Origin of the sequence: Lactiplantibacillus fabifermentans DSM 21115 (assembly GCF_000498955.2) — a bacterium.
GTDB lineage: Bacteria > Bacillota > Bacilli > Lactobacillales > Lactobacillaceae > Lactiplantibacillus > Lactiplantibacillus fabifermentans.
Window position 1 is genome coordinate 1 of record NZ_AYGX02000072.1, and the last position, 25335, is coordinate 25335.

At 38.3% G+C, this 25335-nt stretch carries 22 protein-coding genes and 1 pseudogene; 1 reads left to right on the forward strand and 22 read right to left on the reverse strand.

The window, feature by feature from the left end:
* Positions 1-82: 82 nt before the first annotated feature.
* From DY78_RS06205 to DY78_RS06290, 18 genes and pseudogenes are all read right to left on the reverse strand, one after another.
* Entirely contained in the window at positions 83-856 is a 774-nt protein-coding gene (locus DY78_RS06205; RefSeq protein WP_024624088.1) for a YveK family protein, read from the reverse strand.
* Positions 857-1514: 658 nt separating this feature from the next.
* Positions 1515-3206: a glycosyltransferase family protein gene (locus DY78_RS06210; protein ID WP_156404108.1), complete on the reverse strand. Its 1692-nt coding sequence runs from the start codon at positions 3204-3206 to the stop codon at positions 1515-1517.
* A 122-nt stretch (positions 3207-3328) separates the two neighbouring features.
* On the reverse strand, positions 3329-4174 hold the full coding sequence (gene rfbD / locus DY78_RS06215) for a dTDP-4-dehydrorhamnose reductase (RefSeq protein ID WP_033613696.1): 846 nt from the start codon (positions 4172-4174) through the stop codon (positions 3329-3331).
* Positions 4175-4237: 63 nt separating this feature from the next.
* A complete protein-coding gene (gene rfbB, locus DY78_RS06220; RefSeq protein WP_024624084.1) occupies positions 4238-5266 on the reverse strand; it encodes a dTDP-glucose 4,6-dehydratase in 1029 nt (342 codons plus the stop codon).
* A 26-nt stretch (positions 5267-5292) separates the two neighbouring features.
* Entirely contained in the window at positions 5293-6720 is a 1428-nt protein-coding gene (locus DY78_RS06225; protein WP_024624083.1) for a flippase, read from the reverse strand.
* 35 nt (positions 6721-6755) lie between these two features.
* Positions 6756-7713: pseudogene (locus DY78_RS06230) on the reverse strand (glycosyltransferase family 2 protein).
* Positions 7714-7790: 77 nt separating this feature from the next.
* Entirely contained in the window at positions 7791-8348 is a 558-nt protein-coding gene (gene rfbC, locus DY78_RS06235; protein WP_033612247.1) for a dTDP-4-dehydrorhamnose 3,5-epimerase, read from the reverse strand.
* 14 nt (positions 8349-8362) lie between these two features.
* Entirely contained in the window at positions 8363-9409 is a 1047-nt protein-coding gene (locus tag DY78_RS06240; protein ID WP_156093411.1) for a glycoside hydrolase family protein, read from the reverse strand.
* 98 nt (positions 9410-9507) lie between these two features.
* The gene (locus tag DY78_RS06245; protein ID WP_051385189.1) at positions 9508-10368 is read right to left on the reverse strand and encodes a glycosyltransferase family 2 protein; all 861 of its coding nucleotides are present in this window, start codon (positions 10366-10368) and stop codon (positions 9508-9510) included.
* A gap of 52 nt (positions 10369-10420) precedes the next feature.
* Entirely contained in the window at positions 10421-11284 is an 864-nt protein-coding gene (gene rfbA, locus DY78_RS06250) for a glucose-1-phosphate thymidylyltransferase RfbA (protein ID WP_024624079.1), read from the reverse strand.
* A 15-nt stretch (positions 11285-11299) separates the two neighbouring features.
* The gene (locus tag DY78_RS06255) at positions 11300-12265 is read right to left on the reverse strand and encodes a glycosyltransferase family 2 protein (RefSeq protein ID WP_024624078.1); all 966 of its coding nucleotides are present in this window, start codon (positions 12263-12265) and stop codon (positions 11300-11302) included.
* A 13-nt stretch (positions 12266-12278) separates the two neighbouring features.
* Positions 12279-12965: a glycosyltransferase gene (locus tag DY78_RS06260; RefSeq protein WP_033612246.1), complete on the reverse strand. Its 687-nt coding sequence runs from the start codon at positions 12963-12965 to the stop codon at positions 12279-12281.
* A 51-nt stretch (positions 12966-13016) separates the two neighbouring features.
* The gene (locus tag DY78_RS06265; protein WP_024624076.1) at positions 13017-13844 is read right to left on the reverse strand and encodes a glycosyltransferase; all 828 of its coding nucleotides are present in this window, start codon (positions 13842-13844) and stop codon (positions 13017-13019) included.
* A 1-nt stretch (position 13845) separates the two neighbouring features.
* Positions 13846-14709 (reverse strand): glycosyltransferase family 2 protein, encoded by an 864-nt coding sequence (locus DY78_RS06270; protein ID WP_024624075.1) that lies wholly within the window; start codon positions 14707-14709, stop codon positions 13846-13848.
* Positions 14696-15955, reverse strand: coding sequence for a hypothetical protein (locus DY78_RS06275; RefSeq protein ID WP_156093410.1), 1260 nt, complete (start codon positions 15953-15955; stop codon positions 14696-14698). The genes DY78_RS06270 and DY78_RS06275 overlap by 14 nt, the downstream gene beginning before the upstream one ends.
* Positions 15933-16565, reverse strand: a complete 633-nt coding sequence (locus tag DY78_RS06280) for a Wzz/FepE/Etk N-terminal domain-containing protein (RefSeq protein WP_024624073.1) — start codon at positions 16563-16565, stop codon at positions 15933-15935. The genes DY78_RS06275 and DY78_RS06280 overlap by 23 nt, the downstream gene beginning before the upstream one ends.
* Positions 16566-16697: 132 nt before the next feature.
* On the reverse strand, positions 16698-17831 hold the full coding sequence (locus tag DY78_RS06285; RefSeq protein WP_156093409.1) for a glycoside hydrolase family 32 protein: 1134 nt from the start codon (positions 17829-17831) through the stop codon (positions 16698-16700).
* Positions 17832-17858: 27 nt separating this feature from the next.
* On the reverse strand, positions 17859-19802 hold the full coding sequence (locus DY78_RS06290) for a DUF7657 domain-containing protein (protein ID WP_024624071.1): 1944 nt from the start codon (positions 19800-19802) through the stop codon (positions 17859-17861).
* Between the two features lie 115 nt (positions 19803-19917).
* Here DY78_RS06290 and DY78_RS06295 point away from each other — a divergent pair, with 115 nt between their 5' ends.
* Complete coding sequence (locus DY78_RS06295; protein ID WP_024624070.1) at positions 19918-20322, forward strand: GtrA family protein; 405 nt, start codon at positions 19918-19920, stop codon at positions 20320-20322.
* On the opposite strand, the gene glf is transcribed toward DY78_RS06295, so the two are convergent.
* The 4 genes from glf to DY78_RS06315 all read right to left on the reverse strand — a co-directional run bounded on the left by glf (position 20315) and on the right by DY78_RS06315 (position 25291).
* Positions 20315-21433 (reverse strand): UDP-galactopyranose mutase, encoded by a 1119-nt coding sequence (glf, locus tag DY78_RS06300; protein WP_024624069.1) that lies wholly within the window; start codon positions 21431-21433, stop codon positions 20315-20317. The genes DY78_RS06295 and glf overlap by 8 nt on opposite strands.
* 168 nt (positions 21434-21601) lie before the next feature.
* Positions 21602-22318: a D/L-lactic acid transporter LarD gene (gene larD, locus DY78_RS06305; protein ID WP_024624068.1), complete on the reverse strand. Its 717-nt coding sequence runs from the start codon at positions 22316-22318 to the stop codon at positions 21602-21604.
* 157 nt (positions 22319-22475) lie between these two features.
* Positions 22476-24041 (reverse strand): glycosyltransferase family protein, encoded by a 1566-nt coding sequence (locus DY78_RS06310; RefSeq protein ID WP_082621229.1) that lies wholly within the window; start codon positions 24039-24041, stop codon positions 22476-22478.
* Between the two features lie 335 nt (positions 24042-24376).
* On the reverse strand, positions 24377-25291 hold the full coding sequence (locus DY78_RS06315; protein ID WP_024624066.1) for a YihY/virulence factor BrkB family protein: 915 nt from the start codon (positions 25289-25291) through the stop codon (positions 24377-24379).
* Between the last annotated feature and the right edge of the window lie 44 nt (positions 25292-25335).

Genomic DNA, 25335 nt, shown 5'->3' on the forward strand with positions numbered 1-25335 from the left:
GTTATGCTGAACAATTTGTCCAAAAATTCGGATTAAATTTGCAATCTACCATTTATCTTCTTCTTAAACAAAATTTTTCCCCCTATACTCTTCGACTTAAGTCTCCATTTTCGCCTTTTTCAGCGTTATACATAGAATCGTTTTCAATACGTTCAATTTGTGACTTATGATGTTGGTGATGATACTGATGATTTACTTGACCTAAAATTACCAAGTTTAAATCATCGACTAAAAAGTCGATACTTTGAACACGGCGGTCCGTAAGTGTTCTCAGGGTGGCAATCACTAATCCGATTCCCAAACCAGCTATAATGCCGGCTAACAGGTTAACTAGTTTATTCGGTGAGACTGGCGATTTACCGGGAGTTGCCGGCGCAACAATTGTCACATTATTTACTTTAATAATTTTTTTCACTTGTTTCTTAAAGTCTTCAGCAATCTGATTGGCAATTTCAGCACTGCGAACACTATTGGGATTAGTTACTAAGATTGAAAAAACCTGCGAATTTTGCGTGCTTGATACTGAAATGGCGTTTTTCAATTGCTCCACTGAATATGTATAATCATATTTTTTCTTTAAAGCTTCACGAACCGGATTCAAAATTACTTGATTGGTGATTAATTCCTTGTATGTCGTGATCATCTGAACATCCGCTTGCTGATTGGTGAATTGGGTCGCCGCACCCTCACTATGACGACTTACTAGAATTTGAACGGCTGACTCATACTTCGGCGTCGTGACAAAAAATGTAAAAATTGCTGCCAGACCTAAACCCGTAACAGTGCTAATTAAAATTGAACGCCAATACTTGTCAATAAGTTTGACAATGAAATTAAAATTTACCGCTTGATCCATGATTCACACTCCATACTTAATCTCAAGATTATTGTTAATCGATTACTACAACATGTATCTAACTTAAACAAACTGGTCCTCCCCTGTCAAACAAGCACATAATATAGCTTTCTATAAGCATATCTATGTTTAATCGATTTCTAAATCATCAGATTAAACTTTGTATCTACCGTTTTTTCGAATTAAAAAAACATTTTGTAATTTGTCTATAAATTGCCAATAAAACAGAAAATAGCGACTAGTTATTGAGTTTTCCTTGGTTACAAACCACTTCACTAATTACTAAAACGTTATCTATACTTACTAAAATTGGCGCATAGATATCAAAGCATATATTGAAATATCGCTTAAAAAATCAAAAAAACAAACGATTAATTATTTGAATCTATTAGGAGGTTGTATACTTACCGTCTTTTTAGTTAAAAAATTCATTGAAAAATTATTTTACATTGAGTAAATGATTTTTTTAGGCGAATTTAAATAAATTGTTAATCCTTAGGCCAATCAATCTCTAAATCACCATTTAGTCTTGCAATAGATTCAAAATTATCCATTTTTGTGTTTGGCGCTCGTACCGATGTACTGGAAAATTGAACAAAAAAATCTGATGTTACTAATCAAGATTCAGATTAGCAACATCAGATTTAAAGAAAATAGCTTACCGCTTAATTTTGTTTGCAAATGTGAAATATCCCAAGCATACCCAAGCTATAATTGCGACAATTATACTAGGAATTAGTAGCGGAGATTTTTGATAACCCACAGTAATGGTGTGTTTACCGGCAGAAATTTTAGCCTGCACCGTTCCACGCCAACTTGTCTGTGGCTTAATGTAATATCCATCCACATTTAACGTAGTCCTTGTATATTTTAGCACCGGAAGATTGACAATTTTGTCAGATTTTAGATTAACATGATAACTAATCTTATTAGGCCCGATGTGCTTGATTAGATGTTTCGCGCGATTATTGATATAAGTTACATTATTGACAATATTCTGCGCGTTTCCTTGACTTACTTTCGGATAATAATCGATTTCCCCATACTTCACTTGATACGTGAATTGGTTGCTATAATTATGGTTAGTAATTAAGGCCTGATCAGGAATCACTTTCGTCGTCTTCGCACGTCCCAAATTAGGTAACCGATTTCCTGCCGTATTACCAGTAATGGTATCACTAAGTGCGCCAAAATTAAAGATAATCAGTACTACAACAATTATTGACATCATAACATTAGGTTGTAATGGCATTCCATGACTGTTACTCCAGTCATAAATCAATTTTGAGAATGAAACTGCCAAAAATAAACCTGCAAAACTCAAATAACGATATGGCATTTGAATAATTGCCAACGGCGTGCTCTGAAGTAAATGCCAAGGCACTAATGAAGTTGAAATTATTAGTAAAATCGTCCCCATTAATGCACACAACCGATAAATCGTCGGCGTTTTCTTCAACTTAAAGCTAAATACAATTACCAATAATAAAGCTAACCCAATGCCAGGTTGCATTCGATTACCGATTGAGCTTTTAATCACATCATCAAAATTAGCGAGCATTGTAATTCCTGGGGCAGCCGTCGCAATGTTTTTACCAATAAAATCACTTACAAAAGGAATCAAGATTGGTAATACTAAAATCAAAGACATGACGCCACTTTGCAGTAACCTCAACCACTCCAACTTGACAAAATGACGTTGCCAAATCACCCGAACAATCATTATGACACCCATAATTTCAACCGCGATAATTGCAGTTAATAAATGCGTGTATACCACTAATGCCATCCCGGCTGATAACGCAATCCAAGCTTTCGGCTGATTGCGCAAAATACCGTAAAAACTCGCGAATACTAACGGAATAAATAAAGTTGCAATGAACTCTGCTAAGGTATATACATTCAGACCTAATAAAATTCGATATGGTAACAAACTATAGGCATAGGCAAATAGAACACTCTGCCAAGGATTATTGACTACCCGCATCATGCACCAATAGTCAATTAAAAAACCAATAAAGATAAACATACCAATCCAAATATAGAATGCTGTTATTGGTGCAAATATAAAACGTAACCCAGCCCAAATATACAACATAGGTGTTGGATAAAATAGCCAGGATGCCACGCCAGTCCCCTGAAAAGTATGTGTTGCAATCGCAGTATACCATTCACCAGCTTGTAAATTGCGAAAAATTTCTTCCACACGTGATGCATGGAATGTCCAGTCGCTCACAATGATCATTTGATGCGCTTTTAACAACGGCAAAATCATTAATGCAGTTGTTATAAAAAATAACATAATTAATCCAAGGTTTCTCACCCACGGATTTGTAAACCTTTTTTCCAAAATTAAATCACTTTCCCCTAAAGTTTATTAAACATACTTCCTACCCCTACATAAATTTCCAAAAATAATGCTGATAATCAAATTGCGATTATCAGCAGACGAATCATTAAGTTAGATTTTCTCTACTTAACTAGGCTTGCTAAAAATGCTTGTAAAGCTTCTTTCCAAGTTGGAATTTCAAACCCGGTACTCTTTGCCTTACTCAAGTCCATTACAGAATGACGTGGCCGGTACGCTTTTTGTGGAAATTGTTCAGACGTTACTGGTTGAACATCAACATCCGTGTCCTTTAAAATTTCTTTAGCAAATTCATACCAGTTACAACTATCATCATTACTCAATTGATAAGTGCCAAATGGTGCCGCCACTTGTAATAAATGAATCATAAATTCAGCTAATGTCCGCGTCCAAGTTGGCCGGCCAGTTTGGTCGTTGACAACGGTTAACTTATCATGCGTCTTAGCTAAGTTTTGCATAGTGAAAACAAAGTTATGTCCAAATTCACCGAAGACCCAACTCGTCCGGACGATATAGTAGTCGGCACCGCTATGACGAACGGCTTCTTCACCGGCCCATTTAGCCCGACCATATTCGTTCTTAGGATTGGCAGGATCGTCTTCCAAGTACATCCCTTCATTAGTACCATCAAAGACATAATCCGTTGAGATATAAATCAATTTAACTTTGGCATCAGCTGCTGCATCGGCCAAAATCTTAGTTCCATCAACGTTAACATGCCAGTTGAGTTCCTTACCTTCATCCTCAGCCTTATCAACGGCGGTATAAGCAGCCGCATCTAAGATAACTTCTGGTTTTAATTCAGCAATTTTAGCAGCAACGGCGGTTTTATCCGTAATATCCAGATCTTTTTCCGTTAATGCATCAAAACTCCAATCTAGTTCCTTCAAATACCGTTGTAGTTCTTGTCCTAATTGACCACTGGCCCCAACAATCATTGCTTTTGACATTTAATTTTCCTCCTGAAAAAACAAGCGAACTGTCATTGACACTTCGCCTGCTTTTGACTTGTTTTATTGACCATTCTTTGCGTAGTTAGCTTCAACCGCAGCCTTATCTGCCTGCCACCATTCTTCATGTTCTTGATACCACTTAATGGTATCGGCTAATCCAGAACGAAAATCGGTATATTGCGGTTGCCAGCCAAGTTCCGTGCGTAACTTAGTTGAATCAATGGCATAACGTAAATCATGCCCCGGACGATCCATGACTTTGTCATAAGCATCCTTAGGTTGATCCATTAATTCCAAAATCATTTCTAAGACGTCTTTATTGTTCATTTCACCATCGGCACCAATTAAGTAAGTTTCCCCAATCTTGCCTTTAGTTAAAATATCCCAAACTGCGGCTGAATGATCATTGGTATGAATCCAGTCACGAACGTTTTTACCGGTACCGTAAAGTTTGGGCCGAATTCCACTTAAAATGTTAGTAATTTGGCGAGGAATAAACTTTTCAATGTATTGATAAGGGCCGTAGTTATTAGAGCAGTTTGAAATCGTTGCTTGCAATCCAAACGACCGTTCCCAAGCCCGAACTAGCAAGTCTGAGCTGGCTTTGGTAGAAGAATATGGACTAGATGGTTTATAACGACTAGTTGGCGTAAACTTTTCGCCAATACCTTCACCATGGCCAGGTAAATCTTCGCGTAATGGTAAGTCACCGTAAACTTCATCAGTAGAAACATGGTGGAAGCGCTTGTTATACTTGACTGCTGATTGAATCAACGTGTATGTCCCAATAACGTTTGTTTCCAAAAATGGCCATGGATCTTTTAATGAATTGTCATTATGACTTTCAGCGGCATAATGGACCACCGCGTCAGTTTGTTGCATTAATTCGTCCACTAATGGACCATCACAAATGTCCCCAACAACTAACTTGACGCGATCACCTAAAATATCCGCGATATTAGCTTTGTTACCGGCATAAGTCAATTTATCTAAAACAGTGATTTTAACTTCAGGATGATTGTTGTAAACATAATGCACAAAGTTAGAACCAATAAAACCGGCCCCACCAGTAATTAATAAGTTTTCCATTGCTCTCGCTCCTAATAATTAAGTTGTTAACCCTTTCGCCGTTGGTTAAGGATCAACGGGATATGTTTCAAAATTGATGGCTGTAAAATCAACATACAACCACCATAAATTAATAAACCTTCAATAATTTGTAAACTTAAACTAACGACCGTAATTTTCATCGAAATATTCAACATATAAACCACGATAAACATCAAAATACCAGAGAACAAATATTTCCAACAGTTGATAAACAATTTATCCATCCGTAATTGATGCCGAACCACGATCAACTGATAAATAGTAACCGTCAATTCTGATGCCACAGTCGCCCACATGGACCCTTGAACACCCCAAAAAATAATTAATGGAATGTTCAAAACCACATTGACAATCGCCCCGACCGTTACTGAATACGTATAAACTTTCGTTTGTTTTGTCGGCAATAAGTATTGTTGTCCAATGACGTTACTTAATCCAATTAAGATAATAACTGGTGATTCAATCATCAGCAACGTATTAACCGACGTGAAGTGCCGCCCAAAGAACCAAGGAGCCAATGCAGTCGCTAACCCGGCAATTCCAAACGCCATCGGTACCGCGATCGCCAAAACAAAATCAAATGAATTATACGTATACTCACGTACTTTCTTGAAGTCACGCTTGGCATACAGATTAGCAATTCGCGGCAACATGACTGTTCCAGTGGCAGTAACAATGGCTAACACTAACTTAATCAGCTTGTCCGAGTAATCAAAGAACCCGGATGCCGTCACTGAATCCAGTTTCCATAACATTGTTTTGTTTAAGGCCAAATAAATTTGAATCGCAATTTGAGGAATAAACAAACTAAATGATGGAATCAAATGGTGTAGCGGACGTAGCCTTTTAAAAGTCGGTTTCAAGACGGAATGCCGTAAATATGGCCATAACGTCATATTACCAAACAACTGTGACAAGGAAATAATTAAAATATACGTACCAATATCATGCGAAGTCTTAACAAGCGTAAAAATCGCAATCAACGAGGCTAGTTTGACTAACACATTTCGTGTCACTGTCTTACGAAAATCTTCCAAGGCCATAAAATACCATGAAATATCAAACGCACCAGCAATAATTAGAAAAGACTGATAAAAGAAGTAAATCCGAAATTGCTTTTGATACCATAAATACAACAAGAACAACGCATAAGCGAAGAAAATAGTAATAATTTGCAGGAATTCAATTTCCCAAAAAACTTTCGAACGCTTTACTTTGTCCTCACGAATGAAGGCAATTTCACGATTACCATAAATCGTAATTCCAACCGTACCTAACAACAAAAAATACGTAATAATCGAATTGGTCGTTGCATTTACACCAACACCATAAGGCCCTAAGACCCGCGATATATAAGGGACGGTTAATAACGGCGTTAATAAGATTAACACGTTATAACTCATATTATACATGTAATTTCGAATAAGTTTCATTCAGACTCTCCCTTATACTGGTGCTTTAAAGCAAACTATTTTTGTAGATGTTCATGTTCAAATTGAACTTCTTGTAAGTGAAACTCAAAGTCCCGTTTTTCTTGTTTAACTAACGAATGCAAGATAAATCCACTATAAAGTGAGATAATCGCTGCCATTACCAAGAATCCACAGACAATCAGAGTTGGAAAATTATTCACATCGCCGGTTTCCAAATAAGGCACCCAAACTACCGGAAAGAAGAATGCCGCGGCAACGATTAAGAAGATCAACGAAATTAAGGAATAGAAAAGTTGTGGATGGTAATTTCTAAACATCGAAGCAATCGTTTTTAATACTTTCATCCCGTCACTGAATGTGTTCAATTTAGAACTACTTCCCTCGGGCCGATCGCGATACGTAATTAAATAATTTTTCACGTGCATGTGATTAATTGCTGCGGTAATACTCATTTCCGTTTCAATTTCAAAGCCCGTTGACAACACCGGGAAAGTCTTCACAAAATTAAAACTGAAGGCTCGATAACCGGTCATGATGTCACGAATCTCATTGTTGAAGAAATGATTGATACTCCAGCGCACAATTCGATTTCCAAAATTATGAAACGGCCGCTTATTTTCTTCAAAATATGTTGACGATAAACGATCACCCACAACCATATCAACTTTTTGATTGATAATCAGATCAACCATCCCTGGAATATCCTCAGCAGGGTACGTATCATCGCCATCCAGCATGATATAGCTTTCCGCATTAACTTCACGAAACATTCGGCGAATGACGTTCCCCTTACCTTGTTGAATTTCAGAGCGCACCACGGCGCCCTTTTCTAATGCAATAGCTTTAGTATCATCAGTGGAATTATTGTCATAAACATAAATGACTGTCTTTCCAGGAACGTCTTTGACCGCTGCCTGGCAGTCCGTCCGTGATTACCTTGCCAATGGTTTGAGCCTCATTGTAGCAAGGAATCAGTATTGCTAAAGTATCCATACTCAAAAACTTTTCCCCTTTATCTCCAGAAAGCCCCCACCAGCCTTCTGAATATCCTTAAATTATTTTAATCATATCTAGTCAAAATTAATTTCTGCATCTTTGAACAATGGATGATGTTGATCTTTTTCGGATAAAATCATGTGTTCAACTGGCATTGGCCACTTAACAGCTAAATCAGGGTCATCAAAGGCAATCCCACGATCTGCCTGTGGTGCATAGTAACCATCTACTTTATAAGCAACGTTAACATTAGGCGTCAAAGTAACAAAGCCATGGGCAAAACCTTTTGGTACCAATAGTTGGCGATGGTTATATTCGCTCAAGATAAAGCCTTCCCACTTGCCATAAGTGGATGACGATTTACGAATATCCACAATGACGTCATAAATAACCCCAGTAACTGCACGAAGTAGCTTAGTTTGTGCATATGGTGCTAATTGGTAATGTAACCCCCGTAAAACACCGGGTTCAACAGATAATGATTGATTATCTTGCGTAAATTCAACGTTTAAGCCTGCTTCTTCAAATTTGTTTTTCGTATATGTTTCCGTAAAGAAACCGCGATGGTCACCAAACACGTCAGTTTCGATAATCTTTGCATCGTTTAAAGTTGTATCAATAATTTTTACCATAATTTAATTCACTCCTATTTTTTTGTTACATTATTCCAAATTCCAAAATGACGGACAATAAAATCCGCTTTGATGGCTTTCGCTTGCGACCATTTACTTAAGGAAGCATCTGAATCGGTATAGTGAATGCCATAATAATTGCCTTGCATATCGTAAACATCGAAATAAACACGCAGCCCCTCATTGGTTGTATCCGTATCATTCAATGGCTCAGCTTCCGGTGCTTCCGGTTTCAAATCACCTAAGTCCGGAATGTCAACTAAGCTATTAATGAAATTTGAATCATACGTATCCGAATCGGCGATATTTAATTGCTTGGCATTTTCATCTTTCGTCAATAACTTGTATTGATTGTTCCAAACAAACAAATGTGGATCGATAGCATTCGGTGAGACTTTCGAATTAGAAATTTGTCCCCATTGCGTGCCCGCTTGACCGGTCGCTGGGTTGAAATCAGTTTCATAAATACCAAAGTTAGTCCCATCTTGAGTTGCTGAAACAACAATATGATATTGACCAGCTTTATCAACAAAAAATTCAGGCGCCCAAAACCATTTAAATTGTTGTGCTGAATTGTAATTCCAACTAATTTGTTGCCAATGGCGAAAATCTGTTGTTTTCATCAAGCCAGCTGTGTAAACGACATACCATACTTTTTTATAATGAATAATATCTGGATCACGAATACCCCAATTTGGATAATTAGTATGCACTGTTTGCCACTTAATACCATCATCCGAGTATAAGATTCGTAATCGATCAATTTCGTGCTGATTTTTTGGAATAGTTTGCTTTTTGCCGTTAGTCGTTGCATTAACAACTTGAAAAGCCGATGCAACATAATGACTCTTCTGTAATAATTTAAGCTGTTGCGCACTACTTTGTACCGGTTCGTACATAATCGTGATGCGATGTTTACCTAAGGTCAAATGTGGTGCATGCGTGACTCGATACCCACTCAACGGGTATTCATTACCTAAATTAAACGCTAATAACGGCACCCGTATTTGTCGTGATTTTTTAATCAACGTCTGATTCTCATCGACCTGTTTAACTGTCACTGTTTGTTCCTTGTTTGTTAAATACAGCACCCCAAAAATAAACAAAACAGCGATTGTCCCCAAGATTGACAGCACCACTAATTTAACTTTAGTGATGACTACTCGACCTCTTCTCGTGTCGGATTAAAGTTCAGGCCTGCAAACAAGCCCTTCAAAACTACACTAAACCGCTGAAAACGGCGATCTTTGGCAAACAACAAGCAACGTAAAGCATCGGTCAAATCGTGTAATACGGTCCGAACGACCTTAGCGTGACTGTTGTAATGTTTTTGAATAAATAAGTCATTGCGATATAAATAGAAATACCTCGAAATTCGTTCTGGCACATCTTTAACGACTCCGGTTGCAACTCCCTTGGCCGCCGACTTATGCGTCACTAATGCATCGGCACACATGTATCCTGGATTTAACCTTCCTAAACGCATGGTGTACTCAGCATCGTCGTCCCAAATAAAGAATTGCTTATATGGTAATCCGACTTGGTGTACCGCTCGTCTTTGGACGAGTAATGAAACAAAACTACCCGTTTGTAATTCAATCAGACCATTGGCAACTTTAGTTGACCAATCTGTCCCAATCATTGGCAAGTTAGTTGGTGTACCATCTTTCCAACGAACATTTGAGGCTAAGAATCCAAAACGGTTATGCAAGTCATCTGCATGTTTGAGTAACGATTCCAAGCAATCCGGATGTGGAATCGTATCGTCGTCCATGATCCAAAAATAGTCACAGTTAGTCCGTTGTGAAGCCAATTTCAAGCCCGCACTAAAGCCACCCGCACCACCCATATTGGTGTCCGAATTATAAACGATCGTGGTAGCCGATTCGATAGAAGCCAAATAAGCTTGAGTTCCATCAGTACTACAGTTGTTGACGATCATGACTTTATCGACGGGAGTTGTTTGATTGTTAATAGCGGTCAAACATTCTTTTAATAATTCCAATCGATTATATGTCACAATGATTGCGCACGTGCTCAATAAGTTTCACCACTCTTCATTTTTAGTTTAATTATTTGCTGATTCGCAACAAGTATTGACCATAATCATTTTTCTTTAATGGTTGTGCTAATTTGATTAAATCTTCCCGTGAAATATAACCCATACGATAGGCAATTTCTTCCAAACAAGCAATCTTCAAGTTTTGCCGTGCTTGAACGGTGTGAATAAAGGCAGAAGCTTCATGTAATGATTCATGAGTTCCGGTATCTAACCAAGCATACCCGCGATCCATAATTTTGACCTTTAACTCGTCACGTTTTAAGTATTCATTATTAACATCGGTGATTTCAAGTTCACCACGATCAGATGGTTGAATGTTTTTGGCAATATCAACAACTTTATTGTCATAGAAGTAAAGTCCAGTAATCGCAAAGTTGCTCTTCGGTTGCTTAGGCTTTTCTTCTATTGAAATGACGTTTTGATTATCATCAAATTCGACGACCCCAAAACGTTCCGGATCACTAACTTGATAACCAAAAACAATTGACCCCTGTTCAATCTTTGCAGCATCTTGAACTAACTTGCTTAAGCCACTGCCATAGAAGATGTTATCACCTAAAATTAAGCAGACAGAGTCATTACCGATGAAATCTTCACCAATGATAAAGGCTTCAGCCAACCCTTTAGGTTCAGCCTGAATGGCATATTCAATACTCATACCCAAGTCTGAACCGTCACCAAACAAATCTTTAAACCGATCAATATCTTTCGGTGTCGAGATAATTAAGACTTCCCGAATACCCGCTAACATTAAAGTTGAGAGTGGATAGTAAATCATCGGTTTGTCATACACTGGCACCAATTGTTTCGAAATTGCGTGTGTAATTGGATACAGGCGGGTACCCGAACCCCCAGCTAAAATAATACCTTTCATCATTCATTCCTCCATTTATTTAATTAAAATTGACTTACTCCTAAATAATAACAAATAAGCTAATAATAATTTGCCACCAAGTGTCTTTTTCCTAATTGGATAGCGACACAGGACTTGTAGTTTCTTCCAAAAAGAAGTGCTTTGACGTAGCCGTGCATATGGCACAAAGTAATTATACCGTTTTTTTAATTCAACATTGCTGTTTTCGTAAAAAGTTTCGTCAAAAGCATGCAACTGCAAAAACACTTTCTTAGTCCGATCGATTTCATTATCCAGTTTGTGCAGGCGTCGTAACACCCGGAATCGACCAGCATCTTCCCCAATTTGATTACCCTGATGTTGCCGATATAACATCGTGGGTGTTTCTAAGTAAGCAATCTTGCCGAAATAAGCCCCCGCCAAGGCGGTCCACCAATCGTGCATAAAGATTTCATCACTAAAATCATGTCGTAACAACAACTCGCGTAGTTTAGCGTTCACCATCATCGTACAACCGGTCGCTGTATTCGTAAACATCAGTTGAGTAAAATCGTCTAGTGGTGAATCGCCAAACATTTTTTCATTCAAAACTTGTAAGTTCTCGTTTACAACCGTCAGATTTGTGTGCACCGTTGCCGGTTGATTGCCTTCAATTGATTGCATCTTCAATAAGGTCGCTAAAACCTTATCGTGTAACCACACATCATCTTGGTCAGCAAACATGCTGTATTTAGCTGGACTCACTGCTAGTAACCGTTGAAATGAACGCTTGACGCCCAAATTATGCACAGGCCCTTCCATATCAACTGCCACCACATTATCATTCGTTGCGGCATACTCGCTAATAATTGCACGCGTATCATCAGTTGAACCGTCATCTCGAATATACAACACCAAATTCGGATAAGTCTGAGTTAGAATTGATTCAATTTGATCACGTAAATAGCTCGCACCATTATAGGTTGACATCAACACTGCGACTTGATCATTAACACTTGGCAACTTAACCCCTCCCTCAATGGTACTTGATAATATCATTCAAATCACGACAACGTTTCTTTAACATGACTAATGGTTGTTTCCGACGTCGAGCAGTGACGTTTGTCCCATAACGGTAGTAGTCCATCAATGGTTGGTCAATCAAGCTATACTTCAAATGTTTTTTGTTTAACACGAGCCCAATCCACTCATCATGCATACTTGTATGCGATGGAAAAGGCAGAATTAACGGACATAGACTTTGACGAAAAGCCATCATACTACCCGTGAATGGGTTTTTAATGATTGTACGTAACACTGATGTCGTAAGCTGATTGTGATTATACGCATTCCACGAAGGCGCTAACTCGCGACCCTCACCATCTACGACTCGTGCGTCATGGACAACCATTTGAACTTGTGAATCTTTAAAACGTCGTTCCACAGTCGCAACCTTATCGGCATACCAACAATCATCTTGATCAGACAAGAAGATAATCTCACCTTGACTCAACTTAATCGCCTTTTCGAATGATTTGATGGGTCCCATATTTTGTTGGTTTACCTGAACCTTGATGCGTTTGTCATTTAATTCATTAATCCGCATTAATGTTTGATCAGATGAACCATCATCGATGATAATAACCTCATCATCATCATTTAACTGCTGTAAGATTGATTTTAACTGGCGGACAATGACTGCTTCGCCATTATAAGTCGCCATACAAACCGAGTGCCTCATTAGATTATCCCTCACCTCTTGTGTCCTCTTGTGTTACCAGTAACGTAAATTAATCTTCGCCTTATTGAAATTCCCTGTTAACAATAACTTACCAATCCGCAGTACTTTGTGCTGGTGCCATGCCCGCTTACCAGTCACCTCATATTTAGAATAAAACAATTGCTCTCCCGCCGCAAAACTAGTATAGCGAACATCCGCCATGGACTTTAAATCCATAACTGATAATTCGTGCTGCAACGTTGCCGGCAGAACAACGGTTTTAAGTTGGGCCTGACGCAATCGCCAGAATATCCAATAATCGAGAAAATCTAGTGGAAACGCCTCGTTAAAGCCCCCCACTCGTGTCATGCTCTGGACCCGCAACATTGTTCCTGAATTAATCGACGTAATATTCGTATACTCGCCGGCTGTTAACACCTTCGAATTAAATGCCGGACTGGCAACACTTGGCGCCAGAGCAACGTTTCCTTGTTTGACCTGCGGCACAATTGCAGCCACCGCTGCTTCAGACTGATATTGCTGTTGTGCGGCTTCAAAGGCTTGTAAATATTTCGAATCAAATGTGGAATCTTGATCGAATAACATTAACCAATCCAAGTCGTACTGACTCGCATAGCCTAACCCAAGGTTGTAAGCTTTCGCCAAACCTTGATTGGCCTTAAAATTCTTAACCACCGCATCTTCATATTGCCCGGAGCCATCGCTGTCGGCACTATTATTCACGATTAATAATTGATAATGTGCCCGCAACTCTGGCGCAATCCGATAAAAAGACTGCACGGTTGAAGAATTTTCTGGCGTTTGATGGTACAACACTACCACAACAACTGTGGTGGTTGTTTGATATTTAGCGTCTATCATATTAATGCTGTCCTCGTTTATACCCTAGGAACTTCGCGCCAAACCGAATCGTTGAATACGGGATCAAGTACCAATACCCCTTCTTGATCAAAAAGCCATACTCACTAAATACCGAGCGAACCCCAGCTGACTCATTACGTCCAAATGATGCTTGAATCCAAGGATTTTGACGATGAAACTTGCCAATAGCTATATAACGATGATATTCACCACTCACCGTGTAGTGATGCGTGTGTAAGACTTCAGCATCCGCACAATAGCCCACTTCAAGTCCCTTTAGGATCCCAGTGGCCGCCATGTAGTTATCTTCCGCGAAATTAATATTATCAGGGAAGTTACCTAGCGCTCGTAACTTAGTCTGCCGATAAATCGAAAAAGCATCCGACGAAAAGGCGGTCATAATGCCAAGCTCTGGAATATCCGACTTGGTCTTAACTAAGCTCGCTTCAGGATAATTAAACAAGCGCGCTTTGTATTCAAAGATTGACCCTTTATGCATATCGACGCGTTGCCGACCATATGCAACTAACATATTTGGATAACGTTCGATGAAGCGAATCAAATTTCTAATCGCATTGGTCGTCAATTTAACATCTTGTGTCATCATAATGATGAAATCACAATCTGCTAACTTATCTGATGCCCAGTGACGAACTTTTCCGTGGGTAAACACTTGCTTACTAATCGTATCAACTTCAAAGCCATGTGCTTTAACTAGCTCACGAGTCCCATCGGTAGACTCTGAATCAATCACGAGCTTGCGATACAACAAATCATCGGCGGCATCGATGATTGCTAATGTATCTGGTAATACTTTTTCGGCATTGAGCGTAGGAATAAATAAGCCGACTTTACTTTCTGGCATGTTTCAAAACTCCTCGTTTTTGACTAGCAGGCCGCCGTAACGCATTGTCTGAACCTAAATGACGATGGTTGGCAAAAATAACTAGTACAAACGGATTGTATGCTAGTTCAAATAAATGTTGATCAATGATTGAACTTGCAAAGATAACTAATAAGATTAACGGAATCTTGAAATTATTTTGCTTCGTATCTTTGTACGACGTTAGCAAGAATAAATACAAGAATACAATTGATAATGCTAATCCAAATTTCACCAACATATTGATATATGATGAATCAATAAAGAAATACGTCACTTGGCTAGCAGCATTATGATACGTGTCATAACCATTGGCACCACCCCAACCACTTTCCAGTACTGGTTGACCAAACAAGCGTACACCATAACTGGTAAACGCATAACTTCCATAGTAGAGTCGGTTAGAAATCAAATCATTAATTTTAGTAAAGATGGCATTATTGGCATCATACTTCATTGAAAGACCAATGATGATTCCCGGGAAAATTAACAACCAGATCCAACTAGTTCGTAAGAAAATCAGCACTGGTTTGAAATGCTTGCTCCAACTTACACGGAAACGATAAATTACCATGACAAACAACAAAATTAATAACGAAATAACATCGACGTCCGTATGCGTAAAGAATTGCACAAAAGCTGTTAAAACAATAACCAATGCAAAATCCCACCACTTGAGAACATCAAAGCGTAAATAGATATAAGTACATGCCAGATAGAAAACATGGGCTGCAAAATCGGTCGTATATGAAATCCCAAACGAGTTACGATCCCCATAAACATAGTTAGGGATGACATTTACGAGCGATAGTAACAAAAACGTTACTAACAGTGCGGCCCCAATATAAAGTGCAATCCGACAAATATCTCGGAAATTAACATTTTTAGCCCCAAGACACATCACCGCAACGACTAACATATCTGAACTACTAGAATAGTAATAAGACAGTATCAATACTAGCGTGAAGAAAACAATAAATAAAATTTCTCGCTGTGAAAACTTATCCACGAAAAACAATTTAAAACCAACGAGCCCTAACGCCAAAACTTTTACAATAATACTGACAATAACCCCATGTGGGATAGTAACCACAGAAGTCATAATAAACATATAAGTGTATAGAATACCGAAAGCCCACAAGTACAACTGACTTCCTGATAATTTATCCACCCGGCGGTTAAAGCCGGCTAGCATATTTGCAAACCTACTTTGCGTATGCTTTGTCATCAGCTTTGTCCCCCCGTTTCAAAAGATCCATTTTCATTACGATGATCATCCCAATAAAGAATCCGATTGCAATCCCTAAAATGATTCCATCCGTATAGCCAGGATTGAAATTGACATATCGGAAATTATCACCTGGTAAAATGTCGACACTTGAATCTGGAGAGATCATTTTTAAATTTCTTGCAGATAGCAACGCTGATTCATCAGCTACCGAGCGAGCCAACGCTTGGTTGGTACTCGTATAATTAATAATTATTACATGATCGTTGTTTGCGGGCGTCATGTGCAAATTATCCCGTAATGATGTAGCACTTAATTCAACATTATAAGTTTCATTTAACGCAGCCGAAAGATTTTGCAATACCATTGGCTGCTTGACTACCACTGCCTCAGTTTTCACGGCCTCTACATCTTTTGCTCGCCGTTCACTTTTGCTCAACTTTTGCTTATATTTGTTCGTCATTGAAATTGCCGAATAGGCGGTATATGTCGGACGTTGCAAGGTTTTTGCAAGTACTAATCCAATCGTAAACCCCAGAAGCGTGCATACGGCCAATATCCAGTAATGCTTTTTCAACAACTGTAAATATTGAAATATTGTCGCCTTCATTTTTCCTCCATCAAAAACCACACGATACCTAAAACCATATTATCTAATCTTAAACTCATCAAATATGGCCTAATCAAGCATAGTTTTTCTAACGTAAATTTGTTAGCTGTGTAACAACCCTAGTAATAATTACTATTTTTGTGGTTCATAACCAATTGAATTAATCTGAGTTGGAATCTCAAGCCCCTGCATGTGTTTAGCTGTCACTTTCATCTTATTAAGATTATTCACCTTAATAGTATATGGAACACTGACAGTCGCCTCAGCCGAGTTCAACATATTGAAAGTCAACCGATATTGATTTTTAACTTTCAAAACACTTGGTCCAAGCATATTAACCGCCAGAGAATTGACTGACTTCAACTTACGGTAACCAGAATATGGTTGCGTTGACTTATAATATTCTAAATGTTGATTCTTGGTATTTAAGGCCCATAAATAATAGTTACCATTATTATATTCAATATGTGGATCACTTAAAGAGGCCGCCATTTTGAGGCCAGTAATTTTATGAACTTGTTTTCCAGTATTTATCCGCTTCTTTGAAAACGAAGTTACATAAAGATGGCTATTGGTCTTATTTAGAGGCGTTGCAGCGAAAACAATATTTAAGCTTTCATTTGCGTCATAGAACATATCCGGTGACACTACATACTGCAGTTTTAAGCGACTATTATCAAAATCATATGCGGTGTTTGTCCATTTATTAAGATCGGTTGTGGTCAGAATTCCCCCGGTATACAACACAACCAATTTATTTTTGATGCGAATTGGTGTTGGATCTCGCACATAATTTTCAGGATAGTTGGCAGAAACCATTTTCCAATTCACGCCGTCATTAGAGGTCGCCAACCGCAAATTATTAATTCGCCCATTAGGATCATCTTGTTGAAAACCATCCACCGTATTAGCAGTCAAAATCGCATAACCGGCTCCTAAATATTTTGCGTTTTTCACTTGATTCTTGGCTTGTTGCTTATTTTTTACTTGATACGTTAACTTGACCGTTTCATTTGTAAATCCAAAACGTTGTGGCAATTTCTCGCTAGTATTCGTTAACTGATAACCAGAAATATTAGTCTTATAATTAACATTTCTCCAAACGTGTCCAGATCGATACGTCTGGGGTTTGAGTAATGCTCCGTTCTCATCAACCTGCTGGATAACATAAGTCGTTTCTTTGTTGAATTGATTCAACAATAAATAACTAACTCCAAAGATAAGTAGTAGGCTGACTGGCCACATTATTTTCTTCCAAAACTTCAAAATCACACCTCAACTTTATCCCTTAATTTAATGATAGATGACTTCAAAAATAAAGTTACCATTTGAATCTTGACCATACACCTTTTTCAACTTCATGTGGCGCGTATGGTAGGAACCAATTGCCCCAGGACCTGTAATATATTTAATGTTGAACTTATGCAAATCATAAATTGAGAGATTTACTACAATTGTATCAGCTTGTAAAGTTGCAAATGAAGTTTTCTTTCCAGGCACCACAACAGTATGGATATGTTCATATCGATTATAAGTGAAATTGTCGGTGTGCTTTGGATCTAATTTGTGCCAAGTCTTCATAATCGGCACAAACGCAACGCCATTGAAAGTGTTAACACCCAGAGCTGGTAAAAAGTTATACAAATCCCCTTCACCAATCCAACGCGCATTTGGATGTTTCTTGTTAATCGACATGATTTTTTGTGATAATTTTTTCTGATAAATAGCTGAAGTACCCTTATTTATTGGATTGACTGTGGCACCCGCACCAATAATCAAACAAAACATCAAAACCATGAATGTCTTGTAATGTTTGAATAGGAACAACGCGGCAAGACCAGCGAAAGCCAAGACCGTAAATAAAAACTCGTAGTGAGTCAGATAACTATCCATCGGTGAATTAACAATTGACCAAGCATAGAGTGCAGCAATCGCAGCAACTAAAAATGCGGCAAATTTCTTATCTATAACCTCTTTATGATCCATTAGATACCCAATAAACCAAATGCTTAAAATCATTCCTGCGAAACAATATATTGCTAATGAACGCGTAAAAATGGTGTAACTTAATAAAGTTATCTTAGCAAGCCATTTTGGTACTGGAATAAATAACCACAAAAGCATCACTATACAGTACACAAACATCGAAAAACCAACGGCGTTTTCTCGCCGTATTTTGCGGAAAATCTTTGGTGAGGCCAGCAATATGATTGGGAAAAAGTTCAAGAAACTGCTTACTTCACAATTATTTAAGAATGTCACATCATTATATGGAAGCTTCCAATTCGTTAGATAATACGACATTGCTGCTAACGTTTGAGAAAACGGCATGCCACTCCCACCAGTACTAATCCGCTTACCTGGGTATGCTGTATTCATTAATAATTTGATTTGTGGCATAGCATTCTGAACGAAAGTCAATACTACTACACCGACAAACAACATCGCGATGACGGCCATAATGACTTGCCTTGGCCTGACTTTTCCTCCCCGGTACTCGAAGAAAAAGCCAACTAAAACAGCCAAAATGAAATATGCAAACATAACTTGAAAAGCGGGGTACAAAACTAATATGAAGCCAATAGCACTAGAGGAAAATAGCAATGCCATACAGACCTGTACCCATGACTTCTTACTTGCAAAGAAATAGAAAACTGAAACTAAAATTGCTAAGCTAAAGTAGACCAAATCACCTAAATGTTGGAAAAACCACCATTGAACCCCAGGTGACAATGTAATCCAAAAAGCCCCCAAAAGTGACAAATACCTTTTTCGTTTCGTCAGAATCATAATAAATTCAAAACTCAACAAGAACATTCCGACTACTTTGAGCGCATAATACCACGATAGTGCCCGATCACTAGGTAAGAACAGGAATCCCCAGTTAAATGGCTTGCCAACAATTGTCAAATTCTTTACAGGTGAATTATAAGAAATTACCATGTCTTGACCATCTTGTGTGAGCTTGCTATTAAACTCTTTTAACCCATCCTTGGCTTGTGCCAAATAAAACGGCGTTTGAACCATCCAGTCATCAGTCCGCACAGACCTAGCTTGTCCAACGACAATACTTGATGTCGCACCTTTTGTTCGATCAGAAACTCGTGAATCCCACTGACTAATTGAGCTGCCATTCCAATTCATTAAAATAATGAATACAAACAAAACTAGCCCGATTAGATATCGAAATTTAATTAAATAATCGAGAACTTTTTTTCCCCGCGTAACTACAGTCATTACTTACTATCCTCATTCCATACTGAAAATATACATCCCTAAAAATTACTAATCATTAAATAGATTGCATGCTATACTTATTAACATCTTGCAATCAAGGAGTAGCTATGAAGTCATGAATTTAAAAACGCTCTATACTAAATATAAGTCCGTCATTTTATATTTGTTTTGGGGTGGTGTTACCACCATCCTAAACATCGTTTCATTTTATGTTTTCAAAAATAATCTCAATATAAATTATCAAGTTGCAAATGTGATGGCGTGGTTCATCACTGTCTTAGTCGCCTTTTTAACCAATAAGTCTTGGGTGTTCGGCTCAAAATTCCGCTCACTTGCTAATTTCATTCACGAACTCTTATATTTTTACTTAGCTCGAATCGCTACTTTAGTACTTGAGATGATTATTTTATACATCGGAATTTCACTACTGAAACAATCAGATATCTTAGTAAAGATTATCGACAACGTTTTTGTAATTGTCACGAACTTCTTTTTAAGTAAATACTTCATTTTTAAATAAATTCTTGGTTAACTAATACCAAGGCAGCATGAATCACTTGATGCATGTCATAATACCGGTATTGCCCTAAACGGCCACCAAAAACAACTTGCTTTTCTTGGTTGGCCAACGTTGCATAACGCTTGTATAAGGCGTTATTTTTTTTGTTGTTAACCGGATAATAAGGTTCGTCACCCCGATGCCAGTCAGCTGGATATTCTCGCGTAATCACCGTTTTATCGCTATCACCTTTACCGAATTCAAAATGTTTATGCTCAATAATTCGGGTAAACGGTGTTTCGGCATCCGTATAATTAATAACCGCATTTCCTTGGTAGTTATCAATATCTAACTCTTCACTTTCAAAACGTAATGACCGATATTCCAATTCACCTAGTTGGTAATTAAAGTATTGATCAATCATCCCGGTAAAGATGACCTTCGGATAATCTTGCAAGTATTGATCTTTGTCGGCAAAAAAATCAACACCAGTTTCAACATCAATTTCAGGATGGTCTAACATTTTTTCAACGATTTGCGTGTAGCCACCAATCGGAATCCCTTGATAAGTATCATTAAAGTAATTGTTATCAAAAGTGTAACGAACTGGTAACCGTCGAATAATAAAGGCCGGTAAATCAGTCGCTTTTTGGCCCCATTGTTTTTCGGTATAACCTTTAACTAACTTTTCATAGATATCGGTCCCAATTAATGAAATCGCTTGTTCTTCAAGATTTTTAGGTTCACCAGCTAGCTTAGCAGCATCCTTTTGCGCTTGAATTTTAGCTTTAGCTTCAGCCGGTGTCCGCACCCCCCAAAGCTCACTAAAAGTATTCATATTAAATGGCAAGTTGTACATATGGCCTTTATAGTTAGCCACTGGACTATTTGTATAACGGTTGAATTCAGCAAATTGATTAACATAATCCCAAATTTGCTTATCTGAGGTGTGGAAAATGTGGGCCCCATATTGATGAACTTGAATGCCATCAATTTCTTTAGTGTAAATGTTACCAGCAACATGGCTACGCTTTTCAATAACTTTGACGTGCTTGCCACGTAAAGCCGCTTCATGCGCAAAAACCGCCCCGAATAGACCGGCACCTACCACTAAATAATCGTATTTACTCAATTAAATTCCCTCCAAGTATGAAAGTGTCATCATGCCATTATATCAAAAAAACATTAAGAAAAAAGGATTCCCAACGATTTCAAACAAATTAGTTGACATATTCAATGACACTAATTTCTAACACAAAATAAAAAGCAACCGTTAAGCGCTTCGGTTGCTTTTTATTATTTATGAAATTCCAAAGAAGCTGTGCATGAATAAAGCTGCACAGGCCGCCCCAACGAATGGCGCAATCCCCGGAACAATAATGCCGTATTGCCAATCGCTATCAGCTTTGTTCTTAATTGGTAAGATGGCATGGGCAATCCGTGGTCCCATATCACGAGCTAAGTTCATCGCGAAACCGGTAGGACCACCAAGCCCCATCCCAATAGCCCAAACTAATAATCCAACGCCAATTGGTAAGATACCCGGTGTCTTCACTTGAGAAATAGCTAAAATTCCAGAAATAAATAAGAATGTATCAAAAAATTCAACGAAGAAATTCCGTGGCAAGTTACGAACTGCAGGAGCTGTTGAGAATAAGTTCCGGATAGTGATCGGAGAAATTTCATCAGCTGAAGCGGCAAAGTGGTCAGCATACATGATCCAAACGATCACGGCACCAACGACCCCACCAAGTACTTCTGCAACTGAATAAGGAATAAACATCGACCAAGCAATGTTACCCAATAAACATTGAGCTAATACCATCGCTGGATTAATGCAGACATTACCAAAAATGAACAGTGCAATGGTAATCCCAAACCCCCAAGTCGTAATCGCAAAAATATGGCCGGAACCGCGATACTTAGTTCCCTTTAAAACCTCACTACAATGTACACCGACACCAAAAATAATCATCAAAGCGGTTCCCATGAACTCTGCCAGAAGCTGATGAATCAAAATGTTTCTCCTCCTGTGGCGCTCGTGACGCCGTTTTATTTTGTTATTGGTCCAATTATTTTCACTTTCAGAAAGTAACCGGGCTTTTTTCACACGAACACCATTATACACAAAAAGTCTACACTTTAATACGGATAATTAATAAATTGAGAACTTTTTATTTGACATCTTCCAATTGACGATGATTTTTCTGCCAAGATTCAACTTGACGCCAAACCCGTTCAGCACTAACCGCCGCCAAGATAAAATACATTGGTAAAAATTGAATCAAATATCGGCTACGGCCACCTTCAAACAACAGCAGAAACATCATTCCGCCGACAATGCCATACTTAAATAACTGCGATTTCCAGCCGGCTTGTCTTCCCGCTAATAAGAGTAGCAAGAGGACGATTGACCACAACAATTGAGCATAGAATCTATATTCATACGAATTTAGTCGCACTACTCCGCCATCGGTGAACAATACTCGCGGCAAGGTATGTTTTAATCGCGCACTGGTTACATGATTAACGATTAAAAAGATACCATCGGCACCCCAACCAAAAGACCCATCCGCCGTATTATTCACTTGTTTTTGAACTAAAAATTTCAAATAATTTACGGGCCCAAATGCATGCAGTCGCTGTTTAATTAAATTCATGTTAGCTTTCTGGCGTTTCGTCGGTGATTTAATGCTCTGATCCATTTCAACATCGGCATTGTTATAAGCGCCATTACCGGTCATCCCCATTGCCATAAAATGCGTTGCCGGATGTGCCAGACGTGCATCGACCGTTACGACATGCTGATAATGCGTATACGTTTGCATCCCAGCATAGAAAGCCGTGGCACATAATAAGCCAATTATTACCGCCAAACTAGCTTGAAAAGTTGGTCGGTGCCATTTTTGGCAACCTTTTTGGAAGAATAAAACGATTAAAACTGCAATATAAAAAATAACCAATGGTGGTTTCATAAAGTATGAAAACATTAAGCTAATACCGATACCACCAGCTAGAATATACTTTTGCCAAGTACGTTGATAATAAGTTAATCCAGATACCAGCCAAAGATTACATGCTGCTAATAAGAAGGCCCAATCATCAGTATATGTTAGCGCTACCCACGGCGTAACCATAAATAATGTCCAGCAAAAAAAGATTAAAAATGGTACCGTACGATGGTTAAACCAGCGACGAGTAACGCTGACCATTAATACCAATGCCAAATCAATCAAAATAATATTGCCAAAGTTTAGGACCAACACCAAGGTTTGAAAACCAGGCTGGCCAATTATTAACCACACTAAGCGTTCAATATACATTAATAGTAATGTATTTGAATTATACGAGAAATATAACTTCGGTTCAGCATGTCCCATTGCACCTCTCGTAATATTAACGGGGTCCCAAGCACTCGTTCCGGACAACATCATTACCATCCAAATTTGCCATAGCAACGTCAGCACAATTAATATGACCAGATAGACACGACGTTGCCGAAGAATATGTCGCTTAACTTTTCCGATAATTTTATTGCCCCATTTTCTGCCACGAGCACTGCTGGCTAGCATAAAAGTTAGCGCTATAATTGCTACAACAACTGCATATACCTTTACACGCATCCCGTTAAAATTTCCAATTATTTGCCCCAGTGCACCTAACAAACTAATAAAAATCAACGGCAAAAAAAACAGATTCACAAAATAATTGCTTATCCGCTGCAACTTTTCAAATTTCACTCCAGAAACTCCCCCTTTTTCCCCATTACCAACTAATTATTTCGCACAAACATTAACAATTATAGCCAGTTTTAAATTGAGTTCCAAGCATTTTACAAAAATTCAATCATTATAGCTTTCCCGGTTTTAATAATCTAAAATGCAGGAATGCTATTCAAGTAAAGCACTATCTAACAAAGCTAACGCTATCCAGCCTCACACATATTTAGTTGCAGTGTTTCGCTAATTCTCAATACAATTGTCTAATTTCCACCTTGTTTCATATTGGTAAGAATAATAGAACAAATTTTTGAAACACGGTCTAAAAAAGACGTGTAAGTAGCAACACGCCTAGATTAGTTATTTTTTTTACTAAAACGTCGCCGCAAACGCTTCATAACCCGTGGTGATTTCGGCCTAATTTCATGTTCAAACCATTCTTGAACTGTAGCATTCACAACACCACCGAACATTAATAAGATTCCCGAAAAGTTCAGCCAAAACATCAAAACAATCAAACTACCTATGGTCTGATAAGATGTGATGCGCCGCGCAAACAACTCGATATAAATTCGAAACCCTTGAGAAATGACAATCCAACCAACGGTAGTCGTCATCGCGCCAATCCAAACATAACGTAACTTGACTTGCGCATTCGGCACAAAATAATACAATAGTAACGCCAAAATAAACATGCCGACAAAAGTAATCAAGTTTTTATTTGCTAGCAAGCGGCTCCACCACACTGGAACAAATGCTTTAGAAGTGTTTGTTATATTCAAAATAGCATCCATAATCACTTGACTCAAGGTGAAGAATACGGACAAACCAACGATTAATAACAGCAAGCCTAACGTTAGGACAAACGCCATCAATCGCGTCACAATGGCTCCCTGTGCATTCTTAACACCGTATGCTTCATTGAGACTTCGGCGCACCGCCGCAATAATTTGTGACGCTGACCAAATCGTAACTACAATCCCGATGGACAAACTCCCGCTCCCACCGCTCTGCAAGAAAGATACGAGAATCGGTTTAAAGGTCGTATAAATATTGCTTGGAATGAACTCTTTAGCATACGCTAAAATTTGACCCGTTTTTAAATTAAAACGCGCCACGATGTTCCCAACTATCAAAATAATCGGTGCAATCGACATTAAAGAGTAGTACGCCAGAACAATGGCATTATTGCTCACATTTGCTTGCCGATAGCGACGAGAAATAATTTCGATTAATTTAGTTATTTTGGGGTAACGTGTTTTGAAGTTCATTAAAAATTCTCCATGTTTTTCTTAGTATTTACAATTATACAATG

Excerpts from the sequence above, each read along its gene's own strand:
- DY78_RS06205 (WP_024624088.1), bottom strand. The coding sequence starts at position 856 with ATGGATCAAGCGGTAAATTTTAATTTCATTGTCAAACTTATTGACAAG.
- rfbD (WP_033613696.1), bottom strand. The coding sequence starts at position 4,174 with ATGTCAAAAGCAATGATTGTTGGGGCCAGTGGTCAATTAGGACAAGAA.
- rfbB (WP_024624084.1), bottom strand. The coding sequence starts at position 5,266 with ATGGAAAACTTATTAATTACTGGTGGGGCCGGTTTTATTGGTTCTAAC.
- DY78_RS06225 (WP_024624083.1), bottom strand. The coding sequence starts at position 6,720 with ATGAAACTTATTCGAAATTACATGTATAATATGAGTTATAACGTGTTA.
- rfbC (WP_033612247.1), bottom strand. The coding sequence starts at position 8,348 with ATGGTAAAAATTATTGATACAACTTTAAACGATGCAAAGATTATCGAA.
- rfbA (WP_024624079.1), bottom strand. The coding sequence starts at position 11,284 with ATGAAAGGTATTATTTTAGCTGGGGGTTCGGGTACCCGCCTGTATCCA.
- DY78_RS06260 (WP_033612246.1), bottom strand. The coding sequence starts at position 12,965 with ATGGCGACTTATAATGGCGAAGCAGTCATTGTCCGCCAGTTAAAATCA.
- DY78_RS06265 (WP_024624076.1), bottom strand. The coding sequence starts at position 13,844 with ATGATAGACGCTAAATATCAAACAACCACCACAGTTGTTGTGGTAGTG.
- DY78_RS06270 (WP_024624075.1), bottom strand. The coding sequence starts at position 14,709 with ATGCCAGAAAGTAAAGTCGGCTTATTTATTCCTACGCTCAATGCCGAA.
- DY78_RS06275 (WP_156093410.1), bottom strand. The coding sequence starts at position 15,955 with ATGACAAAGCATACGCAAAGTAGGTTTGCAAATATGCTAGCCGGCTTT.
- DY78_RS06280 (WP_024624073.1), bottom strand. The coding sequence starts at position 16,565 with ATGAAGGCGACAATATTTCAATATTTACAGTTGTTGAAAAAGCATTAC.
- DY78_RS06290 (WP_024624071.1), bottom strand. The coding sequence starts at position 19,802 with ATGACTGTAGTTACGCGGGGAAAAAAAGTTCTCGATTATTTAATTAAA.
- DY78_RS06295 (WP_024624070.1), top strand. The coding sequence starts at position 19,918 with ATGAATTTAAAAACGCTCTATACTAAATATAAGTCCGTCATTTTATAT.
- DY78_RS06315 (WP_024624066.1), bottom strand. The coding sequence starts at position 25,291 with ATGAACTTCAAAACACGTTACCCCAAAATAACTAAATTAATCGAAATT.